The sequence below is a fragment of the Bacillus sp. 0209A genome, from assembly GCF_036765095.1.
Lineage (GTDB): Bacteria > Bacillota > Bacilli > Bacillales > Bacillaceae > Bacillus > Bacillus subtilis_G.
The window spans coordinates 1,067,461-1,090,229 of the sequence record NZ_JBAIZV010000001.1; the positions used below are offsets into that span (position 1 = coordinate 1,067,461).

General features: G+C 45.2%; 20 protein-coding genes and 1 pseudogene. 5 read left to right on the forward strand and 16 right to left on the reverse strand.

Annotation, left to right across the window (positions count from 1 at the left end; translation table 11 throughout):
- The first annotated feature begins 29 nt into the window (after positions 1 to 29).
- A complete protein-coding gene (locus V6D44_RS04835) occupies positions 30 to 1,481 on the forward strand; it encodes a C40 family peptidase (RefSeq protein WP_253268969.1) in 1,452 nt (483 codons plus the stop codon).
- Between the two features lie 41 nt (positions 1,482 to 1,522).
- Here the strand turns inward: V6D44_RS04835 and V6D44_RS04840 are convergent, their stop codons facing one another.
- Entirely contained in the window at positions 1,523 to 1,846 is a 324-nt protein-coding gene (locus tag V6D44_RS04840) for a YqzG/YhdC family protein (protein ID WP_253268968.1), read from the reverse strand.
- 198 nt (positions 1,847 to 2,044) lie between these two features.
- Here V6D44_RS04840 and V6D44_RS04845 point away from each other — a divergent pair, with 198 nt between their 5' ends.
- The gene (locus tag V6D44_RS04845; protein ID WP_003224139.1) at positions 2,045 to 2,287 is read left to right on the forward strand and encodes a YhdB family protein; all 243 of its coding nucleotides are present in this window, start codon (positions 2,045 to 2,047) and stop codon (positions 2,285 to 2,287) included.
- 14 nt (positions 2,288 to 2,301) lie between these two features.
- On the opposite strand, the gene V6D44_RS04850 is transcribed toward V6D44_RS04845, so the two are convergent.
- From V6D44_RS04850 to V6D44_RS04890, 9 genes are all read right to left on the reverse strand, one after another.
- The gene (locus V6D44_RS04850; RefSeq protein WP_087991184.1) at positions 2,302 to 2,826 is read right to left on the reverse strand and encodes an NADPH-dependent FMN reductase; all 525 of its coding nucleotides are present in this window, start codon (positions 2,824 to 2,826) and stop codon (positions 2,302 to 2,304) included.
- Positions 2,823 to 3,470: a response regulator gene (locus tag V6D44_RS04855; RefSeq protein WP_253268967.1), complete on the reverse strand. Its 648-nt coding sequence runs from the start codon at positions 3,468 to 3,470 to the stop codon at positions 2,823 to 2,825. The genes V6D44_RS04850 and V6D44_RS04855 overlap by 4 nt, the downstream gene beginning before the upstream one ends.
- A complete protein-coding gene (locus V6D44_RS04860; RefSeq protein WP_202328520.1) occupies positions 3,467 to 4,609 on the reverse strand; it encodes a GAF domain-containing sensor histidine kinase in 1,143 nt (380 codons plus the stop codon). Before V6D44_RS04860 ends, V6D44_RS04855 begins: the two co-directional genes overlap by 4 nt.
- A gap of 145 nt (positions 4,610 to 4,754) precedes the next feature.
- The gene (gene pgcA, locus V6D44_RS04865) at positions 4,755 to 6,500 is read right to left on the reverse strand and encodes a phosphoglucomutase (protein WP_087991182.1); all 1,746 of its coding nucleotides are present in this window, start codon (positions 6,498 to 6,500) and stop codon (positions 4,755 to 4,757) included.
- 133 nt (positions 6,501 to 6,633) lie between these two features.
- Positions 6,634 to 8,301: a glycerol-3-phosphate dehydrogenase gene (gene glpD, locus V6D44_RS04870; RefSeq protein WP_087991181.1), complete on the reverse strand. Its 1,668-nt coding sequence runs from the start codon at positions 8,299 to 8,301 to the stop codon at positions 6,634 to 6,636.
- Between the two features lie 141 nt (positions 8,302 to 8,442).
- Positions 8,443 to 9,933, reverse strand: a complete 1,491-nt coding sequence (gene glpK, locus V6D44_RS04875; RefSeq protein WP_333516295.1) for a glycerol kinase GlpK — start codon at positions 9,931 to 9,933, stop codon at positions 8,443 to 8,445.
- Positions 9,934 to 9,951: 18 nt separating this feature from the next.
- Entirely contained in the window at positions 9,952 to 10,776 is an 825-nt protein-coding gene (gene glpF, locus V6D44_RS04880) for a glycerol uptake facilitator protein GlpF (RefSeq protein WP_087991179.1), read from the reverse strand.
- A gap of 177 nt (positions 10,777 to 10,953) precedes the next feature.
- Positions 10,954 to 11,532 (reverse strand): glycerol uptake operon antiterminator GlpP, encoded by a 579-nt coding sequence (glpP, locus tag V6D44_RS04885; RefSeq protein ID WP_087991178.1) that lies wholly within the window; start codon positions 11,530 to 11,532, stop codon positions 10,954 to 10,956.
- 27 nt (positions 11,533 to 11,559) lie between these two features.
- Entirely contained in the window at positions 11,560 to 12,912 is a 1,353-nt protein-coding gene (locus V6D44_RS04890; protein ID WP_289349047.1) for an aspartate aminotransferase family protein, read from the reverse strand.
- 171 nt (positions 12,913 to 13,083) lie between these two features.
- On the opposite strand from V6D44_RS04890, the pseudogene V6D44_RS04895 reads away from it, so the two are divergent.
- Both V6D44_RS04895 and V6D44_RS04900 read left to right on the forward strand, forming a co-directional pair.
- A pseudogene (locus tag V6D44_RS04895) lies at positions 13,084 to 13,434 on the forward strand (IS1595 family transposase); the annotation flags it as partial.
- Between the two features lie 127 nt (positions 13,435 to 13,561).
- Positions 13,562 to 14,071 carry a MepB family protein gene (locus tag V6D44_RS04900; RefSeq protein ID WP_202328522.1) on the forward strand — a complete coding sequence of 170 codons (510 nt, stop codon included), beginning with the start codon at positions 13,562 to 13,564 and terminating at the stop codon, positions 14,069 to 14,071.
- A 122-nt stretch (positions 14,072 to 14,193) separates the two neighbouring features.
- Here the strand turns inward: V6D44_RS04900 and V6D44_RS04905 are convergent, their stop codons facing one another.
- The 4 genes from V6D44_RS04905 to V6D44_RS04920 all read right to left on the reverse strand — a co-directional run bounded on the left by V6D44_RS04905 (position 14,194) and on the right by V6D44_RS04920 (position 17,494).
- Positions 14,194 to 15,735: a bifunctional GNAT family N-acetyltransferase/carbon-nitrogen hydrolase family protein gene (locus V6D44_RS04905; RefSeq protein WP_148964392.1), complete on the reverse strand. Its 1,542-nt coding sequence runs from the start codon at positions 15,733 to 15,735 to the stop codon at positions 14,194 to 14,196.
- Between the two features lie 15 nt (positions 15,736 to 15,750).
- A complete protein-coding gene (locus V6D44_RS04910; RefSeq protein ID WP_202328523.1) occupies positions 15,751 to 16,413 on the reverse strand; it encodes an HAD family hydrolase in 663 nt (220 codons plus the stop codon).
- 125 nt (positions 16,414 to 16,538) lie between these two features.
- The gene (locus V6D44_RS04915) at positions 16,539 to 16,961 is read right to left on the reverse strand and encodes a CBS domain-containing protein (protein ID WP_087993733.1); all 423 of its coding nucleotides are present in this window, start codon (positions 16,959 to 16,961) and stop codon (positions 16,539 to 16,541) included.
- Positions 16,962 to 17,098: 137 nt separating this feature from the next.
- Positions 17,099 to 17,494, reverse strand: coding sequence for a YhcU family protein (locus V6D44_RS04920; RefSeq protein ID WP_087993732.1), 396 nt, complete (start codon positions 17,492 to 17,494; stop codon positions 17,099 to 17,101).
- A 109-nt stretch (positions 17,495 to 17,603) separates the two neighbouring features.
- Here V6D44_RS04920 and V6D44_RS04925 point away from each other — a divergent pair, with 109 nt between their 5' ends.
- Positions 17,604 to 18,512, forward strand: coding sequence for an RluA family pseudouridine synthase (locus V6D44_RS04925; protein WP_202328524.1), 909 nt, complete (start codon positions 17,604 to 17,606; stop codon positions 18,510 to 18,512).
- Between the two features lie 29 nt (positions 18,513 to 18,541).
- Here the strand turns inward: V6D44_RS04925 and srtA are convergent, their stop codons facing one another.
- Positions 18,542 to 19,138: a sortase SrtA gene (srtA, locus tag V6D44_RS04930; RefSeq protein WP_087993730.1), complete on the reverse strand. Its 597-nt coding sequence runs from the start codon at positions 19,136 to 19,138 to the stop codon at positions 18,542 to 18,544.
- Complete coding sequence (locus V6D44_RS04935) at positions 19,135 to 22,752, reverse strand: 5'-nucleotidase C-terminal domain-containing protein (protein ID WP_202328525.1); 3,618 nt, start codon at positions 22,750 to 22,752, stop codon at positions 19,135 to 19,137. The genes srtA and V6D44_RS04935 overlap by 4 nt, the downstream gene beginning before the upstream one ends.
- Positions 22,753 to 22,769 lie beyond the last annotated feature (17 nt).

Below are 22,769 nucleotides of genomic sequence, written 5' to 3' on the forward strand. Positions count from 1 at the left end.
AAATCATTGGGGGAAAAAGGAGAGCTCAGATGAAAAAGAAATTAGCAGCAGGGCTGACAGCTTCTGCGATTGTCAGTACAACTCTAGCAGTCACACCAGCTGAAGCAGCTACGATTAAGGTCAAAAGCGGAGATTCTTTATGGAAACTGGCCCAAAACTACAATACAAGCGTGGCGGCCATCACATCCACCAACCATCTTTCGACTACCGTTCTGTCGATCGGCCAGACGCTTACCATTCCAGGCAGCAAGTCCGGAACTTCATCTACTTCAAGCTCAACAACCAAAAAGAGCGGAAGTTCTGTTTACACAGTGAAAAGCGGCGATTCACTTTGGCTGATCGCAACTGAGTATAAAATGACGGTGCAGGAACTGAAAAAGTTAAACGGACTCAGCAGCGATATGATTCGTGCAGGGCAGAAATTAAAGGTGTCCGGCACGGTTTCTTCAAGCTCAAGTTCCAGTTCCAGCTCTAGTTCTAATACAAAAAGCAGTTCCAAAAAGAGCTCTAGCTCTTCATCTTCTGCCGGAACATACAAGGTGCAGCTTGGCGATTCGCTTTGGAAAATCGCAAACAAAGTCAACATGTCCGTCGCCGAATTAAAGGTCTTGAACCACTTAAAATCAGATACCATTTATGTGAATCAAGTGTTGAAAACAAAATCAAGCGGTTCTAATACGTCTTCCAAAGACACTTCATCTCATTCAAACCAAACGTCGGCAACATCGAAATACACTGTAAAAAGCGGAGATTCACTTTGGAAAATCGCAAACAGCTATAACGTGACCGTACAGCAAATCCGAAACAGCAATAGCCTGAAATCAGATGTGATATACGTCGGACAAGTGCTGAAGCTGACAGGTAAAGCATCTTCAGGCACTTCCTCACCGTCATCGTCTTCTAAGTCAAATGCAAGCTCTGGCACATCGACGACTACATACACGGTGAAAAGCGGCGATTCCTTGTGGGTGATTGCTCAGAAGTTCAATGTAACAGCTCAGCAGATTCGGGAGAAAAACAATTTGAGAACGGATGTCTTGCAGGTTGGCCAAAAATTGGTCATTACCGGAAAAGCTTCCCACTCTTCCTCATCCGGTTCTTCAAGCACGTCCAGCTCAACAAGCGCGAAGATTAATACGATGATTGCCGCCGCTAAAGAACAGCTTGGCGTTCCGTATCGCTGGGGAGGCACGACACCGGCCGGATTTGACTGCAGCGGTTTCATGTACTATGCGCTAAACAAAGTCACATCCGTATCAAGATTAACGGCAGCCGGATATTGGAACACAATGAAACCTGTCAGCCAGCCTGCTGTCGGAGACTTCGTGTTCTTTTCAACATATAAAGCCGGCCCTTCTCATATCGGGATTTATCTCGGAAACGGGGAATTCATTAATGCCAATGATTCCGGAGTTGTCATATCCAGTATGAACAACTCTTACTGGAAACAGCGCTATCTCGGTGCAAAACGATATTTCTAAAACAGAAACTGTATGGCCTTGGCGGCTGTACAGTTTTTTGATTAGAGCCGAAAAACGTTAATGCTGATCATATGTTTTGTCACCGGATGAAAATAGACTTCGGCCCGAACAGAAAAGGTGTCGTCATTCTGTCTGACCGTCACACGAAAGACATCTTTTGTCTGCTGATCATTCACCTCGGTCCGCCCCATATAAGCGTAATCAGAAAATGAAGCGCCCTTATATTCATCCTGAATTCTGCTCCAGGCGAGCTGTTCCCACTTTTGAACAGACTCGTTTGTGTCCGCTGAATGCCCTTTTGCAGCCATTGACACAATGATCAATCCGCAAAAAAGAAGCGCAATTGAATACGGCAGAGATTTCATATTTTCAGTCTCCTGTACCCAGATTTGTTCTCTCATAGGTTTTCCAAAAGCGATGGCTTCATTCAGTCATTTTGATTTTATGTCTCCCTCATATTGCTACCCTGTACTGCCGCAGACGCCAAGTTTTGCAACGTCAATTACATAGGATGCGGCATAAACTAATCATGAACTTCTCACACAAGAAAGGAGAAGCGATTCATGGATTATGCCGATTACGATAAAGCGCTGTATTACACCCACCGTTCCCAATGGGATAATTTATTAATTTTAATGGTGCGTACAGAGGATGATTTGTTATCAAAACGAATCGAGCATTTTCTGCACGCGTATCATTTTGAACAGGATTACGCTGTTCTTGAAAAGATGCTGTATTCCCTTCTCCGTTATATTGATCATGCCACAGAGCTGACTTACGAAGATCAATTAGCCCTGCTCACATAAACAAATCCCGGCGTTCAGACGCCGGGATTTCCTGCTTTTGCAAACATAGTGAGTTCTTCGACAAGCTCTTTTATGCTGATCTTTATAGGTTCCGTAACTGCAGCCTTTTCAATATCAATGTGCACTGGATCAAGTACAAGCTGTTTCGGAATCACATTGGCGTAGACACCCCGCATCACAGTTCTCATATTGTTCAGCGCGTTGATGCCGCCTTTTCCGCCTCCCGCCACTGCCAATAATGCAACGGGCTTATATTTAAATTGTTCGCTGCTTAGAAAATCCAGAGCATTTTTTAAAGCGCCGCTCATCCCGCTGTGATATTCAGGCGATAATAAGACAATCGCATCCGCTTTAGTGACGCGCTGCTTAAGCTCCTGTACCTGCAAAAGTTCTGATTGCTCTGCTTCACCGTTAAAAATCGGCAAGATAAACTCGCTTAGATCAATCAAATCCGTGTGATACAGCGCTGAAATGCAGGATGCGGCAATTCTTGTTCTGCCATGTTTTCTGGGCGTGCCATTTATAACTAACATGTTCATGTCGCGATCTCTCCATTCAGGTTATATTTTACTGCGAAAAGCGCTGCTTGCGTGCGGTCGGCCACTTCAAGTTTTGCTAAAAGATTCGACACATGGGTTTTCACTGTTTTTTCTGAAATAAACAAGGCCGCCGCGATTTCTTTATTGCTTTTTCCGTTCGCAATTTCGTTCAGAACGTCCTTTTCTCTTCGTGTTAATTGATAAAATTTTTCTTTTTCCGGATCGCGCTGATTTCTCATATGTGTTAGCACATGGGGCATAATAGCTGAAGAAAGCTTGTATTCTCCACCATGCACTTGTCTAAGTGTTTTCACCAATTCCTCGGGCTCCGTATCCTTTAATTGATACGCCTTCGCTCCTTCCTGAAGCGCGGGGATGACGTGATCTTGATCGGAATAGCTCGTCAGCACAATGATTTTGACCCCTGGAAATTGCTGAACTGCTTTTTTTATGGCTTGTATTCCGTCCATCTCGGGCATAGACAGATCCATCAGCACAAGGTCGGGCTTTGTTTCTCCGATGATACGAAGAGCTTCTGTTCCGGTTGCGGCCTCTCCGGCAACTTCAATATCATCTTGGGTGGCAAAGAAAAAACGAAGCCCCTTTCTGACAACATGGTGATCATCCGCTATTACAATTTTCATTGCATTGTCCTTCCTTTCTGATTGGCTAGCGGAAGCTTGACGGACACCTTTGTCCCCGCTCCAAGCTCTGACTCAATCAAAAACTCCGCGCCGGCTTTTTCCGCCCGTTCTTTCATACCCTTGATGCCAAGTGAAGGCAGACCGGCATGCGCTTCATAGCGAAACCCTGCCCCATGATCGATTATATCCAGCTCCGCATGGCATGAAGAAGCAGTCAGACTGACATACGCCGTACCAGTTCCGGCATGCTTTTTGCAGTTATTTAAAGCTTCCTGTACGACACGCCACAGCATATGCTCCTGCTCATCAGTAAGAACCTGACAGCCTTTTTGTGTGAAAATGACATTCAATCCGATGAGCGCGCCATAGCTTTTAATGGCTTCAGACAGCCCTTTTTCCAACCCTCCGGGGCGAAGCTGCCAAATTAACGCTTTCATTTCTGCGAGCGCGTCCTGTGATAAGTTTTGAATGAAATCAATCATCTGCTGCAAATTCTCATCTTTTGTGAGTGTCTTTGCCGCTCTGGCTGTTAAACTAACGGAAAACAGCATTTGATTGACAGAATCATGGAGCTCCTGAGCGAGGCGGTTGCGCTCCATTAATAGCGCATTTTTTTGTTTATATTCAGAAAGATTCATGCGCTGGATCGCGGTTCCGATCTGAAAGGCGACAGACTCGAGTAAATGCAGCTCCCCCTCATCAAACATGGTTTTTCCGGCCGCGGCTACATTTAACAATCCGAATCTCCTGTCTCCGTCTTCTAAAGGCACAGTTGCATGATGCGTAATCCCTTCTGTGTCAAAACAGTGCAGCTCTTCGGCCGACTCTATGCGTTTGCAGTTCATGATATTAGCCGCCCTTCTAAGCCCTCCGTTATTGAATTTCGTCAGGCAGTAGCACTCTCCTTCGCACATCAGCACTTTTTCCTTGCGGCTTAAAGCGGGGGGCAGATAGGCGTCGGCCGCTAACGTATAGGAGCCGTCTTCTTCGATTAGAAAAATCCATCCCGATTGAAGGTTCGTTACACTCAGCAATTCTTTTAACACCTCATCCAGTGTTGCTTTGACATCGTGTCCTTGATTTAAGGTTTCCGCAATCGTTTTCAGCGTTTTTAATTTTTCCATCCTCGTTTTGCTCACGTCACTCACTCCGGCATTCATCTCCTGTTATCTAAGATTATACCAGTTTTATGTCATTCATTACTTCGCTTGAGGGATGATTTTCTTTCAGACTTTTGGATGAGAAAAAAAGCCGGATCACATAAATGACCCAGCTTTTCTTGAACTATTTAGCTGTAGCCTCTACAATTTCGTCTACCGTCTTCATTACATCGTCAGAAAGCGCGGCAAGAAGCTTTTCACTGTCTTCTAAAGATGTTCCTTTTACGGCGAAATAGAATTTGACCTTCGGCTCGGTTCCGGAAGGACGAAGGCAGAACCAAGACCCGTCTTCCAAGAAGTATTTCAGTACATTTGATGTTGGCAAGCCGATCGCTTCTTCTTTGTTTTCCGTCAGAAGCATCCGTTTGCTTACTGCGTAATCTTCGGCTGTCACAACCTGTTTGCCAGCCATTTTTTGCGGCGGATTTTGTCTGAAGGAAGCCAAAATCGCTTCAATCTGTTCTGCTCCCTGTTTTCCTTTCAGCGTCAGGGATTTCAGCCCTTCACGATAAAAACCGTATTCGTTAAAGAGATTAATGAGCGCTTCATACAATGATATTCCTTGTTTTTTATAGAACGCGCAAACCTCAACTGCCAAGAGCGCCGCCTGAATGGCATCCTTGTCGCGGGCAAAATCCCCGATTAAGTAACCGTAGCTCTCTTCATAACCGAATTGGAAGGTGTACTGGCCTGTCGCCTCGTATTCCTTAATCTTTTCACCGATAAACTTGAAGCCTGTGAGCGTATCAATCGTATCAAGACCGAACGAAGAAGCGACAGCACGCCCGATTTCACTTGTGACAATTGTTTTGAGAACAACACCGTTTTCAGGCAGGATGCCTTGTTTTTTCTTTTCAGAAAGCAGGTAATGAAGCAGCAACGCACCGGTTTGGTTTCCTGTAAGCACTGTATATTTACCTTGTTCGTTTTTCACCGCTATGCCAAGACGGTCAGCGTCAGGGTCTGTTGCGATGAGAATATCTGCGTTCCGCTCTTCCCCGAGTTTAATGGCATATTCGAAAGCCGCATGCTCTTCCGGGTTTGGAGAGGGAACAGTAGAGAAGTCTGCATCGGGCAGCTCCTGTTCTTTGACAACCGCTACATTATTGTAGCCGAGTGCTTCAAGACCGCGTCTGACCGGCTTATTGGCCGTTCCATGCAGCGGTGTAAAAACAACATTTACATCAACTTCTTCGGGTAATTCAGGATGGACGGAAATGGACGTCAGTTTTTCTGTATAGGCTTTATCAATATCTTCACCGATGATCTTAATTAAGCCTTTTTCTTTTAATGTATCTTCAGTGTCGACTGTGATCGTCAGTTCATTTTCAATCGCGTTTACCTGCTCAATGACGATGTCCGCTTCCTTTGGAGGCAGCTGGCCGCCGTCATCTCCGTATACTTTGTAGCCGTTATATTCAGGCGGGTTATGGCTTGCCGTCACCACAATTCCCCCGTAGGCGTTCAGCTGTCTGACAGCGAATGACAGCTCCGGTGTCGGGCGAAGCTCATCAAATACGTATGATTGGATGCCTTGTGTCGCAAGTGTTTTTGCCGCTTCCATCGCGAACTCCGGCGATTTATGGCGGGAATCATAAGCAATGACAACGCCCCGTTTTTTCGCTTCCTCACCTTGCTCTGAGATGTATGCCGCAAACCCGGCTGATGCTTTGCGCACCGTGTAAATATTCATCCGATTCGTCCCAGCGCCGATTTCTCCGCGCATACCGCCAGTGCCGAATTCAAGGTTTTTATAGAAACAGTCTTCAAGAGCCTGTTCATTCCCCTCTAATTCAGTAAGGCGTTCTTTTAGTTCCGGATCTAAATGTTCTGTCTGTTTCCAGCGTTCATAACTTTTTCTCCAAGTCATATTCGTCCTCCTATGTATTAGCTTATGCCGTTATTTTAATATGAAGCGAGTGCTTCTGTCACTTGAAATCCTTGGATCCGGCGCTTTCGGCCCGTAAAAAGAAATAACGGGCTGAGAGACAGCCCGTTATGATTTATCGTTCGAGCGGCACAACCGCATCGTGTAAAAGCTTGTTGAGATTTTCAGTATGTTTGTTTTTCGTCTGCTCATTCCATTGGAATCGCTCGCTCATAAAATCAATAACGGCATCTTTATATGTTTTTACCCAATTGATATCAAAAAATAAACGTCCAGTTCTGCGGACAAAGAAGTCAGCAGGTGTTGCGGCCAACTCTTCTTCTATACTGTATTCTGCCTCAGCAAGAATATGAACCGGAATGTGGCGTTTCGCAGCCTCATCTTTCAGCGCTTCCACTCGGTTAAAAACTCGCTCTACGTTGGAGCCGTATCTGATCGCCAGCTGTTTTGCGTCTTTTTCTGATAAGCCGGCTGCGATTCCTTCTTTCGTTTTCGCGGTGACAAAGGATATGAGATTTTTCGAACCGCCGACGTGTCCCCCTGAGATTGGCATGTTTTTCGTTTTACATGGCCCGAAATCCTTTTCGCCTTCTTCTTTTAAGCGATCATTCACAAGATCGACGATATGCTCCGCCATTTTTCTGTATCCGGTCAGTTTTCCGCCGGCGATGGTGATCAAGCCTGAGTCAGATGTCCAAATCTCGTCTTTCCGTGAAATTTCAGAAGGGTCTTTGCCTTCTTCATGAATCAGCGGTCGCAGCCCCGCCCAGCTGGATTCGATGTCATTCACTGTGATTTTCAGCTCTGGGAACATGTAATTGATTGAACTGATGACGTAATCGCGATCCTCCGTTGTCATTCGTGGATGCTCCAGCGCCTCTTTGTAAACGGTGTCTGTTGTCCCCACGTATGTTTTTCCTTCACGAGGAATCGCAAATACCATACGGCCGTCAGGCGTATCGAAATATACCGCCTGTTTCAGCGGAAAAACAGACTGGTCAAATACAAGGTGAATGCCTTTCGTATGCTGCAAATGCTTTCCGTTATTCGAATGATCTTTTTCTCTGAGCTGATCGACCCAAGGGCCTGTCGCATTGACAATTTTTTTCGCGTACACTTTATATTCTTTCTTTGTCAGCATATCCTCAATTAATACGCCGACTGCTTTGCCTTTTTCGTAAAGAAGCTCCTTCACTTTCGAATAATTCACAGGCTCTGCTCCGAATTTCACCGCTTCCTTCATGACTTCGATTGTCAGTCTCGCGTCGTCAGTGCGGTATTCCACGTAGTACCCGCCGCCTTTTAAGCCGTCTTTTTTCACCAATGGCTCTTTTTGCAGCGTTTCCTTTGCTGAAAGCATGCTTCTTCGTTCTGATTTTTTCACGCCTGCTAAGAAGTCATAAACTCTTAAACCGATGGATGTTGTAAACGAACCGAATGTGCCGCCTTTATGAAACGGAAGCAGCATCCATTCCGGTGTAGTGACGTGCGGGCCGTTTTCATAAACAATCGCCCGTTCTTTCCCTACCTCGGCAACCATTTTCACTTCAAATTGTTTTAAATAGCGCAAGCCTCCATGAACAAGCTTCGTTGATCGGCTTGATGTTCCCGCCGCAAAATCCTGCATTTCACTGAGCGCGACCTTCATTCCCCTTGATGCCGCGTCAAGAGCTGTTCCCGCTCCTGTAATTCCTCCGCCGATAATAAATAGATCGTATGTTTTTTTCGTCATGTCTGTCAGCATGCGATCTCTTTCCAGACTTGAAAATTGATGTTTCATTATTGCTCCTCCTTGTTGTCACGGTGTGTAAATAGAAAAAGAGACCACAACATCCAAAGTGCATACTTACACTTTGGTGCTGTGGTCTCTCCTCATCTCAGGACCGTTCTTATTAACTTGTAACCATTATATCATACTCTTATTCTATTTAAAAGCCATAGCTGCTTTTACGGCTTTTTGCCAGCCTGTATACAGCTCATTTCGTTTTTCTTCTTCAAAATCAGGTTCAAACCGTTTATCCAGATTCCACTGGTTCGCGATTTCAGAACGGTCCTTCCAGAATCCCACAGCAATACCTGCCAAATAGGCCGCGCCAAGCGCAGTTGTTTCATTAATTTCCGGACGCTCCACAGGCACATTCAGAAGATCTCCTTGGAACTGCATCAGGAAATTATTTTTCACGGCGCCTCCGTCTACACGAAGCGTCTTTAATGAAATGTTTGAATCAGCTTCCATTGCATCAAGCACATCTTTTGTCTGATAAGCCAATGCCTCCAGTGTCGCGCGGATAAAATGCTCTTTTGTTGTGCCTCTTGTCAGGCCGAAAACCGAACCGCGCACGTCGCTGTCCCAGTAAGGCGTTCCCAAGCCGACAAATGCGGGAACAACATATACGCCGTCAGTTGAATCCACTTTCTCCGCGTAAGATTCGCTTAGCGAGGAATCTTTGAACATTCTCAATCCGTCTCTGAGCCATTGGATGGCAGAGCCTGCGACAAAAATACTTCCTTCTAAAGCATATTCAACTTTTCCGTCGATGCCCCATGCGATTGTCGTCAAAAGCCCGTGTTCGGACTTAATTGCTTTTTCCCCTGTATTCATCAGCATGAAACATCCTGTGCCGTACGTGTTTTTCCCCATGCCTTCTTCAAAGCACGCCTGGCCGAACAGTGCGGACTGCTGGTCGCCTGCCGCTCCCGCAATCGGGATATTTTTTCCGAAGAAGTGATAATCAACAGTTTCCCCATACACATGGGAGGACGGCTTCACCTCAGGAAGCATGGATTTCGGTACGTCCAGAATGTCTAACAGTTCATCATCCCATTTCAAATCGTAAATATTAAACATCAGCGTTCTGGACGCATTGGAGTAATCGGTCACATGCGCTTTCCCGCCGGACATTTTCCAAATGAGCCATGTATCAATCGTTCCAAACAGCAGCTCGCCTTTTTCCGCTTTTTCTCTCGCGCCTTCCACATTGTCTAAAATCCATTTTACCTTCGTGCCGGAGAAATACGGATCGATTAAAAGCCCCGTTTTTTCTCTAAATACATCATTATGTCCTTTTTCACGAAGCTCCTCACAAATGCCGGACGTCTGTCTGGACTGCCAAACGATCGCATGATAGACAGGCTTTCCTGTATCCTTATCCCACACAACCGCCGTCTCGCGCTGGTTCGTAATACCGATGCCGACAATTTGAGAGGCGCTGATCCCTGATTCAGAAATCACTGATGCGATAACGGCGAGGACAGAACCCCAAATTTCATTCGCATTATGCTCAACCCATCCTGGATGCGGGAAGTATTGTGTAAACTCCTTTTGAGCAGAGTGAACGATTTTGCCTTCTTTATTAAAGAGAATCGCTCTTGAACTTGTCGTCCCTTGATCTAAGGATAAAATGTATGTTTCCATAAGATGTCTCCCCTTTGATTAAATATATTTTGAATTTGATAATGTTTTAGCTGAATGTGTTTTCGTATAGCCATAGAGTCCTAACAATAACACAACCAATATAACGCTTACAATCCAGAAACTGCTTGTGATATGCCCTTTAAATGCAGCGTTGTAAAATACGCCGCCGAACGATCCGCCTAAAATGGGACCGACTACCGGTATCCATGCGTACTTCCAGTTTGATGGGCCCTTCCCCGGAATCGGAAGAAAAGCGTGGGCAATCCGCGGACCTAAGTCGCGGGCCGGATTAATCGCATAGCCGGTGGTGCCTCCAAGAGAGATACCGATCGCCACAATGAGAAAACCGACGATTAAAGGATTAAGCCCTTCTGTAAATTGATTTGCCCCAATGGATAAGATGCCAAGCACAAGGACAAATGTCCCGATCACTTCACTTAACACGTTTGAAAATGTATGCGGAATGCTGGGTCCTGTTGAGAAAACACCCAGCTTGGCAGCGGGATCTTCCGTTGACTTCCAATGCGGAAGGTAATGCAGATAGATTATCACCGCACCGATGATCGCTCCAATCATTTGCGCCGCAATATAAACCGGAACCTCTTTCCATGGAAAATCTCCAACAAATGCAAGCGCTATCGTTAGCGCCGGATTCAAATGGGCTCCGCTGATGCCGCCAACCGCATATGCAGCCATGGCAACACCCAATCCCCACCCGAATACAATAACAATCCAGCCAGACTGGAATGAAAGCGATTTCTTTAAATTGACACCCGCACAAACACCTGCCCCAAAAATGATCAGCAGCATCGTACCGATGACTTCTCCCCAAAATGCTGTCATAGCACATTCCTCCTAAAGTCACGATTAACAGTATGATAGAGAAGAAGAGAATAAAAAAACCACAACAAACCGCTTTACTGGTGCATAGACATGTACCGTAAAGAGCTGCTGTGGTCTCCGAGTTCTCCATCACAATGTATTAACCTAGTGCAATTGTATCAGTTGATGTAAGCGGTGTCAATCACTTTCTGTCAAAAAGTTTTCATATTTCTTCCATAATTTGGTGTTTGATGTTGTGACGGCCACAGCCCCCGCTTTCAAGGCCCGTTCCACATCCTCTTCCGTACGGATGAAACCGCCGGCAAAGATAGGAATCCCCGTTTTCTCTTTTATTTCTTGAATGAGTGACGGAACGATGCCTGGCAGCACTTCAATGAAGTCAGGTTTATGCTTGCCGACAAACTCCATGCTTTTCTCCATCGCGCTTGTATCAAGCAGAAAGAGGCGCTGAATCGCATAAATTTTCTTCTGCTTCGCTTTGGCAATCACGCTTGACCTTGTTGAAATAATCCCGGCAGGCTTGATGTCCTGGCAAATAAACTCTGCTCCGTATTCGTCATGCTTGATCCCTTGAATGAGATCGACGTGCACCATCATGTTCTTTCCGTGCTTTTGCGCTTCTCTGATCACGCCTTTCAGCTGGCCGAGATGAATATCAAGAATAACACCGTAGGAAAATGAACTGTTCAAAAACTCATCAAATTGTTTCATATTTCGTATAGCCGGTAAAATCGGCTGATTGTGAAAACTCATCATGTGCTCCTTTAATAAATCACTTTTATATTACATCGTTTGAAAGCTTTCTTTCACCGTTTTCACGATAAAGGAAAGGTCCTCTTCTGTCAGGCAAAATGGCGGCGCGAGCTGGATGACGTTGTTGTAGCCGGCGACTGTATCCCCGTTTTTGCCGATGATCAGCCCTTTTTCTTTGCACGCTGCAACCACTTGGTTTACTTTGTCGGCATCTGCCGGCTCTTTTGTCAATTGGTCTTTGACGAGCTCGATTCCGATCAGCAGCCCTTTTCCTCTTACATCTCCGACTGCCGGGTGTTCTCGCAAAACCTGAAGCTCACCCAAAAGCTTTGCCCCAAGGTCGCGGGATCGCTGAGTCAGCTGTTCGTCCTCCATAATTTGCAGGTTTTTCAACGCCACTGCACAGGCAGCCGGGCTTCCGCCGAACGTGTTCACGTGACGGAAACGGTCGTAAGGCGCTTCCCCCTGATACGCTTCGAAAATATCCCGTTTAACAGCAGTCGCTGACAATGGCAGATACGCGCTTGTGATTCCCTTTGCCATCGTAATGATATCAGGCTTCACGCCGTAGTGCATAAATCCGAAAGGCTCGCCTGTCCGTCCAAACCCGCAAATGACTTCATCGCAAATCAAAAGAGCGCCATGGCGGCGGCAAATATCCTCCACCTTCTTCATATATCCGTCCGGCGGCATTAGGATGCCCCCGCCTGTTATGATAGGCTCCATGATGACCCCGGCAATCGTTTCGCTTAATTCCCATGTCATGATGCGGTCAATTTCATTTGCGCTTTCAAGCGTGTCGGCATCCTCCGGGTTCCGGTATACATCTGGCGGGGCTGCATGCAGGAACCCCTGGCTTAAAGGCTCGTATTTATATTTCCGCTGCGCCTGCCCGGTAGCCGAAAGCGCTCCCAATGTATTGCCGTGGTATGCCCTGTATCTCGAGATGAATTTATAACGGCTGTGGCCGCCGTTTTGCAGATGGTACTGGCGGGCGATTTTAAAAGCAGTTTCGTTTGCTTCCGATCCGCTGTTGGAAAAAAAGATGACATAATCGCCGCCGAGCCATTCATTCAGCTTTTCCGCCAGTTGAATTGCCGGTGCGTGACTTTGCGTTAACGGGTAATATGGAAGCTCCTTTAATTGCTCATAGGCAGCCTCAGCAAGCTCCGTTCTGCCGTAACCTATATTGACGCACCACAATCCTGACATCGCGTCCAAATAACGGCGTCCGTCTATATCGGTCACCCAAGCCCCCTCGGCCTTTTGGGCAATCAGGCTGTCCGCTTGATGCGCTCCCTTCATGGCATGCCACACAAATTGCTCATCTTTTTGCTTTAATCCCTGATGTTGCTGAATGTTTTCCATCCCCATCATCTCCATTTCATTAGCGTTCACTAAAGTGCCAATTCAATTGAAACAGACCTTCTCTTATGTGATGTCTTGGTGATGATTTCCCTGCCTTCAATATAAAGCCAGACGGGGTTCGAGTCAATAAACCGCGGAATGAATAAAACACCCTCTATCTCAAGAAGAAAGAGGATGCAGCATCCAAAGCAAAACAGGCAAGGTGTTCTTGTTACAGATGCTTGGAGAGCCTATAAAACTATGCAAAGGAAAAAGTGATAGAACATTACCGTATTAAATTTAATGATGGTAAGACGTTATTAAAGGTTTGTACTTATTCAAATGTTAATGGACTGCACTCACGTCTAAAACATTGGATCAACCGTTTTAAAGGTGTGGCACTAAATACCTTGATAATGGTATCTGTAGATAGGCAGTAATAAAAGTACAAAACATAACATCAAAGAGCTTCTTTTGACTTCATTTGTTTTTGTGTTGAAAGAAACATATTACAATTTACGTTTATCAAAATTCGCTATTAAGTTCTTATTTAACTAACGGAGCAGAATAACTAGAATAAGAAACGTGATAAAACAAGAACGTTTTTGACGATATTTTATGACTAGACTATTCTATTCTAGAAAACATTGTATTACGTAGTATCAAAAATAAGGAGTACAAAACAGTGAATGAATTTTACAAGGCATTAACATATGTAAATAAATTGTTTTATGAACCAAATCACTTAACTATAACTGCTATTCGAGAAGAAGCTCAAAATTCAGATTATGGGGCTGGTGTGTTTCAACTACATTCAAAATCAGTTAGATTTAGAGTCGCAAAAATAACATCTAACAAGATAGGTCAATTTGTTACTTTTTGGGAAAAAGATAAAGATAATAAAAACCAAGCTTTTTCATATGAAAAGGCTACTGATTTATTGGTTATCAATACGTTTACTAGTAATAATAATTTTGGACAATTCGTTTTTCCAAAAGAAGTTCTTGTAAAACAAAATATCCTTAAAACAGCCACTACAAAAGGAAAAATGGCAATTAGAGTTTACCCTAGATGGGAAACCCCCACTAGTAAACAAGCTATCGAAACACAAAAATGGCAGTTAACATATTTTGTTGAGGTGAACAATACAAATCGTTTTTCAGTGCAAGAACTATTAAAGCTATATTCTAACTAAAATGGGATAACCCTGAGTCGGTCGGGTAGAAACCTCAAAATGTAACAGATTTTAAAGCAAGCGCGTAACCGTTTCAATTCCGCTTATGATAAAAAACCCGCCAATTCAGGCGGGTTTTGGGATTATTTTTTATATTGAATATGATAAATATCACGCCGTCTGTCTTTTAGCTGGCGCACCGTACCGTTTTGGCGCTGTCTTCTGAGAATTTCAAGATCAACATCACCGATGACGACCATTTCGATATTCGGATTTGTTTCACCGACAATGCCGTCTCTGGCGAATTCAAAATCGGATGGTGCGAAGATGCCTGACTGAGCGTATTGGATATCCATATTTTCCGTTTGCGGAAGGTTTCCAACCGTCCCGGAGATGACCGTATAAATTTGATTTTCAACCGCTCTTGCCTGCGAACAGTATCTGACACGCAAGTATCCTTGGCGGTCTTCTGTACAAAATGGCGTAAAAATGATTTTTGCGCCTTTATCCGCCGCAATCCGGGCGAGCTCAGGAAATTCTATGTCATAACAGATCTGAATCGCGATTTTTCCGCAGTCCGTATCAAACACGCGAACCTGGTCTCCTGCGCTGATTCCCCACCATTTGCGTTCATTCGGCGTAATATGAAGTTTGTATTGCTTCTCGATCGTTCCGTCCCGTCTGAACAAGTAAGCGATATTGTAAATCTTGTCTTCCTCTTCGACAAAATGCGACCCGCCGATGATGTTGACATTATACTTCACAGCCAAATCAGTAAATAAGCTGATGTAATCTTCTGTATACTCGGTAATTCTCTGAACCGCCAAGCTCGGTGACCGTTCCTCAAGGAAAGACATCAGCTGGGTTGTAAAAATTTCCGGAAACACAGCAAAATCAGATCGCGCATCTGAAGCGACATCGACATAGTATTCTACTTGATTGGCAAATTCCTCAAAGGAATAAATTTTCTTCATTTCGTATTGGATAACACAAATTCTCACAGGAAACGCCGATTTATAATAGCGTTTTGTCTGCTGAGGAAGATAATCGACATTATTCCATTCCATCAACGTCGCATACTTGATCGAAGCTGTATCGTCCGGGAGATAATTCGGGTTAATCCGCATAAGGGTAAAACCATTCATCAGCTGAAAAGATAGGACCGGATCGTAAATTTGGTGGCGTGTCACCTGCTCAACATACTCTCTCGCCGTCATTTCATCTGCATATTTGTGAAAGTTCGGAATCCGTCCGCCTATGATAATGCTTTTCAGATTTAAACGTCTGGCCAAGTCCTTTCTCGCCTCATACAAACGATGGCCGATCTTCATTCTTCTGTATTCCGGATGAACCATGACCTCAATGCCGTACATATTCAAGCCATCAGGATTATGATTGGTGATATAACCGTCATCTGTAATGTCCTGCCACGTATGGCGGTCATCATATTCATCAAAATTAATCAGGAGGCTTGAGCACGAACCGATTATTTCACCTTCGAATTCTGCACAAAACTGCCCTTCGGGAAAATGCTCCAAGTGGCTGATTAAATGCTCCCGCTTCCAAGGGTCCATCCCCGGAAAACAGTCCTTTTGAAGATCAATAATCTTGTCGATATCTTTCTCTTCGATATTGCGAATGGCCATTTTCTTTTCAAAACGGCTCAAATCTAATTTCTCAGACAATCTACTCGCTCCTTTTTAGTGTTGTGCGTTCAGTTGATCAAGCAATAGGGCGAGCTCCATCTCCGCCATTGATTCAAGCCTGTGATCATAGTCTTCAAACATCAAGGTACCAGTCACTTTATTCGGGACAATGACACACTTCATCCCCGCCCTTTTCGCAGCAATCGAACCATTGACAGAATCCTCGAACGCCAGACATTCAGATGGCGATACCCCAAGGTTCTTTGCCGCCAATACATACAGCTCGGGATTCGGCTTCACCTCTTCCACATCATCCGCCGTTTGAATGACCTCAAAATCATCAAACAGGCCGATTTGCTTCAAATGGCCGGACACCCATTTATAGTCAGAGCTGGAGGCAAGGCCTACTTTTAAGCCTAAATCCTTTGCCGCATTCAAATACGCTTCGACACCCGGTCTCGCTTTTTCTGTTTCCATGCGTTTCGTAAACCGCTCTCTTCTCAGTTTTGTCAGCTCTTCATGGTTCAGCTTTTGGCCGATCTGCTCTTCTAAATATTTAAAAGGCTGAAATCCCGCGGCTGTTCCGATGACCTTTCCCCAGACGGATAGCGGAAGGACCGAGCCATGTTCCTCAAATATTTCCTGAAGGACTTCATATTCGTGTGTTTCTGTATCGAGAATAAGCCCGTCAAAATCAAAAATTAACGCTTTAATCACTGCTTACAACTCCTTTAGCCCAAATTGAGACATATGTATACACTCACTATACCCCGAAACATGCCTGCTTTCAAAAAGTAAGGTTTATGTGAAGAAAGAGCCTGCACACCGCAAGCTCTTTCTTATTAATGAATGTTTTGATGAGAAATGTTTGTCAGCGCTACTCCCGCAGACTCGTTCGACATCTGATTGACTGCCAGGTCTCCAAGCGCAACGATCCCGACTAGATTGTTTTGATCTACAATAGGAAGGCGGCGGATTTGGTGCTGGGCCATCAGCTGCGACGCGTCTTCCAGGCTCATATTAGGATGACCTGATATGAGGTCTGTTGACATCACTTCTGAAACGGGTGTCTGGCCATCTCGGCCGTGAGCTGTAGTTCTTAATGCAATGTCGCGGTCAGTCAGCATTCCTTTTAAAACACCTTGATCTACAACAGGAATCGCCCCGACGTTATACTGGTTCATGAGAGAAGCCGCTTCCTGAATCGTTTGATTCGGAGAAACGGTTGCCACCTGCGTTGTCATTGTATTTTTAACTGAACTCATTGTCAGCACCCCTTTCACCCATTAGTATGTTCAGACACGCGCTGATTAAAAAGGGAGTTAGAGGAAAGGTTTTATGATATGATTTCTTTGATGCAAAAAAGAGCTTTTCTGAAAACGGAAAAGCTCCTGCCGCCGGATTATATCAGCCTTCTGTGACCGGAAAAGTCTTTATTTGTCTTCGTTTGAAAGTCAGAAAAAGCAAACGGAAAATATATCCCAAAATCATTCAGCATCTTGCTGTTTTTCTCAAAAATCGCCTGATTACTTATATCAGCATGCGGTGAAGGCTTTGTCAGAATAATATGTATCATTTGCAGACAAGCCATAATTTGAAATGCTTCTTTTAATGTTCCTTGGTAATCATGGTTATTTAAAGACAGAACGCCTTTCTTTTTAAAGCGCTGAATGTCCAGTTCGGAGAAATAAAGAGGAAATACATCATGGAAAAGCTCCATTGACAGCTCCTTGATAAAGCTCTCCTGTTCTTCAGTTGCTGCGTTCACAATTCTCACGTCAATCACCTTTCTTGCCATCGAATATCCTAACTCTTAATCAAGAATAGCACAGAAAAAAACCCGAATGCTAAGGTAAGTGTTTCCTATGAGAAACGCGGCCTTCCGCTTCGAAAAGGAGCCATTTGACATGAAACAAAAAGGCAGAGGGCTTGAGCTCCTCATCAATGAAAAACAGGATGGCCAATGGCTGTTTTCTGTACTGAAAACAGCGCTCAAAGCCTCTAAACCCGTGCTTCAAGACTGGGTGTCCCATCATCGGATAAAGGTCAATCACGAATCCGTCTTACACAATATAACCGTAAAAAAGGGAGACCGCCTGTTCATTGATCTTCAGGAAAATGAAGAATCTTCCGTCATTCCAGAATATGGAGAACTTGATATTTTATTTGAGGACAATCACATGCTCATCGTGAATAAACCTGCGGGCATAGCGACACATCCGAATGAGGATGGCCAAACCGGCACTTTGGCTAACTTGATCGCATACCATTATCAGGTGAATGGCGAAACATGCAAGGTGCGGCATGTCCACCGCCTTGACCAGGATACATCTGGTGCCATCGTTTTTGCCAAACATCGTTTGGCACACGCCATTTTGGATCAGCAGTTAGAGAAAAAGACGCTGAAACGCACGTATACCGCCATCGCTGAAGGAAAGCTAAAGACAAAAAAAGGGACAATTGATTCACCGATCGGCAGAGACAGATCACACCCGACAAGACGCCGGGTTTCACCAGGCGGGCAAGCAGCCGTCACTCATTTCAAGGTGATTGCCGCCAATGCGAAGGAGCGGCTGTCACTCGTTGAGTTAGAGCTGGAAACAGGCAGGACACACCAAATTCGTGTTCATATGGCGAGCACCGGCCATCCACTGGCAGGAGATGCGCTTTACGGAGGCGGAAGCACGCTGCTAAACAGACAGGCGCTGCATGCCAGAAAGGTACAAGCGGTTCATCCGATAACAGGCGAGCTGATTGTTGCCGAGGCGCCTTTCCCAGCTGATATAGAAAACCTTTGCCACTCTTATTTTTCCTGAAGAAAAGCCGCAGGCATCGCCCGCGGCTTTTAAGTAATCCGTTTTCCATATATGATATAGCGTTTCGGGGCATTGCCGATATATGAAAACGGATAGCAGGTCGTCAGAATGAGTTCCTCTTTTTCATGCTGGAGTGTAATAATGGATGTGTCATCTTTATCGACTATTTTTGTTTTTACTATTTCATACGTGAAATCGCCATATGACAGGAAAATACGAAGCCTGTCCCCCTTTTCCAGCTCTCCCGTCCGGCGAAACACGGTATCACGATGTCCCGACAGTACAATTTGCCCGTTTTCATCAGGATAATAGCTATCCTTGTAATGCCCGACACCTTTTTCTAAATCATCTGCATCGGTGCCCTCCACGATCGGAAGCTCCGCCTTAATTTTGGGTATTTCCAAAATGCCGCTCGCTTGTCCGGTCTCAGGCTTAAATGATGCTTTGTTCTCTGCTTGAACAGCGCTTTTTTTCTCGCGCGAAGCTACCCGCGGCTTTTCAGACGCCAGTTTCGCTTCTTTTAATGTCTGTTCGGTCTTCATATGGGTATCGATCAATTTAAGGCCACCATAGCCTGCGATCACTAGGCCGGCCGCAATGATGACGAGTGGAATAACCTTTTTCACGTTCTGGAGGCGCTCCTTTTTCTTCTGACATATAGATAAGTTCCGGACAGTGCCGCCGCCGCACCGATCACGATAAAGTTATAGTAGCCCGCTGATGTATCCGGAAGCTGATGATCAGACCCGCTTTCGGCAATCCCGTTTGGCACTGGCAATGTGCTGATACCGCCCGCAGTATCAGCGGTTTTTTTCGGTATTTCGTCGATTCTCAAACTGGCTGAAGGCGGAAGCTGATGAAACGGTACAGTACCCGGAGTCTCTTTTATATCAGTATGATCCTCACCAGGCTCTGGGACGTCTTTAACCGGCTGATTCGTCCCCGGTCCATTTCCCGGGTCTTCTGTTACAGGATCTTCAATGTCACTGGCTTCAGCAAGCTTAATTCTTCCCTCTTTTGTATACGCAATCGGTTTATCAAAGCTCTTCACGTACTCAACTGTCGCGTCCAAATCCTCGGGCCCTGTCACCGGATTTTTCCCAAGCGATCCGATTGGCTGATATTTGGTCCCTGTCGCCGTCGCCATAAAATTATTAACGGTCAGTGTGTATGTCGCATCAGGCTGAATCTCGGCGCCATCTGCCATTTTCATCTCGACAGCTTTTCCGGTTTCTTTATCCCACGTATACGTAAACCCGCTGATGCTGTAGTCAGGCCCAAAAACCGGCGAGATTTGCGCATTGATAATTTTTCTTAAATCTTTTCCCTTAATCTCAAGCTTCGTTAACACATTACCGAAAGGCTGAATATTGTAAAGATCTCCCCACGTAATGGGGCCCTTCTTCAGCGCTTCCCGTATTCCGCCGCCATTCATAAGGGCAAAATCCGTTTTCATGGCCGCTCTCATGCCATCCGCAATCAAATTTCCAAGAGGCGTGTCCCCGTCATTCGAATAACCGCCTTCCATGTCAATAGCCGCTTCACCGACAACCTCACTGATAATCGGTTCGGCTAGTGTTTGATATTTATTTAAAATAGCTGAGGCGCTTGGATCCGGTTCTATTTTACTCTGATCGACATATTCGATTTCCGCCGACTTTTTCACAATGTCTTTTGTCGTTTTATCGATCTCTACATCAACAACACCTATCGCTTTTCCATATTCAAAAGCCTGAACGATCAGTTTTCCGTTCACTTCGCCGTTAACAATCTTGTGATTATGCGCTGCAAAAATCACATCTATTTCAGCATCTGTTTTGTTTGCTAAATCTGCTGATTCACCTGTAATTGCAGTGCCATTTTGTTCAGCTGACATATGTGCGAGAACCGCGATGGCCTTCACGCCTTTTTTCTTCAGCTCTTCGGCCGCCTCATTCACCGCTGTCACTTCATCGGTAAATTCGATGTTTTTTATTCCCTCAGGCATGACCATACCCGCTGCCGACTGTGTGACAACCCCGATAAAAGCAACCGGTATGCTCTCCACATTTATGATGTCATATGCCGGCAAAAAGGGCTCTCCAGTCGATTTCATCTTACAATTTGCGCACACAAGGGGAAAGTTCTGTCCATCATATCCGCTTGTGCCTTTCGGGTGATCTCCGCCGTTTAAAATCCTCAGCAGTTCATCCGCACCTTCATCGAACTCATGATTGCCGACCGTTCCGACATCAAATCCGATATCCTCCATCAATTCTACAGTTGGCTCATCTTGTAGAAGAGATGAAACTGGAGAGCTGCCTCCGATCATATCTCCAGCGTGAACAATCAGCGTGTTTTTCTTTTCAGCCTTTTTTTCTTTCAAATATGCGGCGGCATAGTCCATGCGCCCAAAGACGCCGTCTGCAGTTCCGTTTCCATCAAGATCTAGCTCATACTGCTGATCAATCTTGCCATGCAAATCGTTCATACTGAGAATGCTAAGCGGCACATGTTGTTCCGGTGCCGTTTGCCTTTTTTTATATCCTGCGTTTTCCGCTTCACTTGCAGAGGCGAAGAAAATTCTATTTTCCACAGCTACCTGTTTCCATTCAGCTGGCTCCACATACGTTTTATTTGACGAATCTCCCACATATCTTGTCAGGCCTTTCCCTTGCTCTCTGGCTCTAAATTCAAAAGGCATTTCCATGAGGGGATCGTTTTCATTCCATATTCCTTTTTGTGCTTTTTTCGCAGCGGCTGCGGCAGCCTGAAACTGCTGATAATCCTCTTCATTGTCTACCGGCCAAATAAAATACGTCGGAGCATAGCCATTTTTCACAAGCTCTAGGTTTACATTGGAACCCGATTCCGTTATGACCTGCCCAAGAAGTCTGCCATAACTGTCCTTCGCTTCACTCCCGACCTTGACAGTAATCCTCTCTCCTGAAGACAAAATTGTTTTTAGATAGTCAGATGCTTTTTTGCCAAAACTTAATTGATTTTCGTCCGCTTCATTTTTTGGTGTGTGATACGTTTCAGGTGTATCTACATTCACAAACCGGACTTTTGTCGTTCCAAGTATGGGAGATTTGAGATGAATGGTATCACCGTCAACAACCCGATCCACAATACCTTCATATTCACCCTCCGCAGACGGAGGAGCTGGCTGTTCTTCGAGCAGCTTCAGGTCAGACGATTTTCGCGGAAGCAGCTGAAGGGATTGGTACCTGCTTAACACACCGGTAAATTCATACCATTTTCCCTCATCAAGTTCGCCTATGGCCCCTGTTTCATTCATAACCCGAAGCATCATAGCATGGTGATCTCCATCAATCATCGTTACATTATAGCCACCGCCGGCTGGAGAATTTGGAATTGAGGAAACAAACGCTTTTAGTGTCACAAGCCGGCCTTCAAACTGATCACCCAGACTGCTATTAACCAGTTCATTGATGGTTGAATGTATAGGAGCGGGGAGAGATTGGTTTGACTGGTTGATTTTGATGCCTGATGAGTTTGGAACGATTTCTGTCAGCCCTTGGTATGTCGTGATTTTTCCTTTTACCGTGATATCCATGCCTTCTTTTAACTCGGGAAATAGTTCAGGGGAAGACGAATAAATGTTAATGCCTCCGGTTTCATCCTGCACAAAGGTCGACAGCTTCCCGCCTCCGACCGCGCTTTGATCAGCAGTGACGATCCCTTTTATTGTTACTTCTTTATTCAGCCGACCCCGCGCTTCATTTATCGTCACCAGCTGTTCAGCCGGCGGTGTTTTCATGTCATCAGTTAAGTTCATCGACTGAACGTTCTTAAGTCCTGTCGTGTTAAAGTATTCTTCAAGCTGTCCTTGAACAGTTATCTTTTTTCCAAGAAGCAGCGGATTAGTTTGCAGCCCAAATCGGCTCCTAAAGTCGGAGGGGATTTGCACAGGAAGGATGTGTTCCGGCGATGCCTCGTTTTTACTGTCCGCCAGCGCAACATGATAATCATTTGAAAAAGGGCTTGTCAGTTTATACCGCTGCGGAGAAACAGCCTGGCCGACAGCATATCCTTCAACAAGCGCCTGTCCTTCTTTTTGCTGTACCGCCATATCAACCGATATCGGATGTTGCGGCTCAGCCGCCTTTACAGCTTCGCACGTGTACATCACATTTAAGAACATCAATGCCGCGACTAACACTATATGCAGAATACGCCTCATCATTTTTCCTCCCTTAATAAACACATTACAGCTTATCATTTCGACAGGCACCATATAATTCCTTTCAGGCT

What these genes read in the sequence shown, in the direction of transcription:
- V6D44_RS04835 (WP_253268969.1), top strand. Translation starts at nt 30, where the DNA reads ATGAAAAAGAAATTAGCAGCAGGGCTGACAGCTTCTGCGATTGTCAGT.
- V6D44_RS04840 (WP_253268968.1), bottom strand. Translation starts at nt 1,846, where the DNA reads ATGAAATCTCTGCCGTATTCAATTGCGCTTCTTTTTTGCGGATTGATC.
- V6D44_RS04845 (WP_003224139.1), top strand. Translation starts at nt 2,045, where the DNA reads ATGGATTATGCCGATTACGATAAAGCGCTGTATTACACCCACCGTTCC.
- V6D44_RS04850 (WP_087991184.1), bottom strand. Translation starts at nt 2,826, where the DNA reads ATGAACATGTTAGTTATAAATGGCACGCCCAGAAAACATGGCAGAACA.
- V6D44_RS04855 (WP_253268967.1), bottom strand. Translation starts at nt 3,470, where the DNA reads ATGAAAATTGTAATAGCGGATGATCACCATGTTGTCAGAAAGGGGCTT.
- pgcA (WP_087991182.1), bottom strand. Translation starts at nt 6,500, where the DNA reads ATGACTTGGAGAAAAAGTTATGAACGCTGGAAACAGACAGAACATTTA.
- glpK (WP_333516295.1), bottom strand. Translation starts at nt 9,933, where the DNA reads ATGGAAACATACATTTTATCCTTAGATCAAGGGACGACAAGTTCAAGA.
- glpF (WP_087991179.1), bottom strand. Translation starts at nt 10,776, where the DNA reads ATGACAGCATTTTGGGGAGAAGTCATCGGTACGATGCTGCTGATCATT.
- glpP (WP_087991178.1), bottom strand. Translation starts at nt 11,532, where the DNA reads ATGATGAGTTTTCACAATCAGCCGATTTTACCGGCTATACGAAATATG.
- V6D44_RS04890 (WP_289349047.1), bottom strand. Translation starts at nt 12,912, where the DNA reads ATGGAGATGATGGGGATGGAAAACATTCAGCAACATCAGGGATTAAAG.
- V6D44_RS04915 (WP_087993733.1), bottom strand. Translation starts at nt 16,961, where the DNA reads ATGAGTTCAGTTAAAAATACAATGACAACGCAGGTGGCAACCGTTTCT.
- V6D44_RS04920 (WP_087993732.1), bottom strand. Translation starts at nt 17,494, where the DNA reads ATGGCAAGAAAGGTGATTGACGTGAGAATTGTGAACGCAGCAACTGAA.
- V6D44_RS04925 (WP_202328524.1), top strand. Translation starts at nt 17,604, where the DNA reads ATGAAACAAAAAGGCAGAGGGCTTGAGCTCCTCATCAATGAAAAACAG.
- V6D44_RS04935 (WP_202328525.1), bottom strand. Translation starts at nt 22,752, where the DNA reads ATGGTGCCTGTCGAAATGATAAGCTGTAATGTGTTTATTAAGGGAGGA.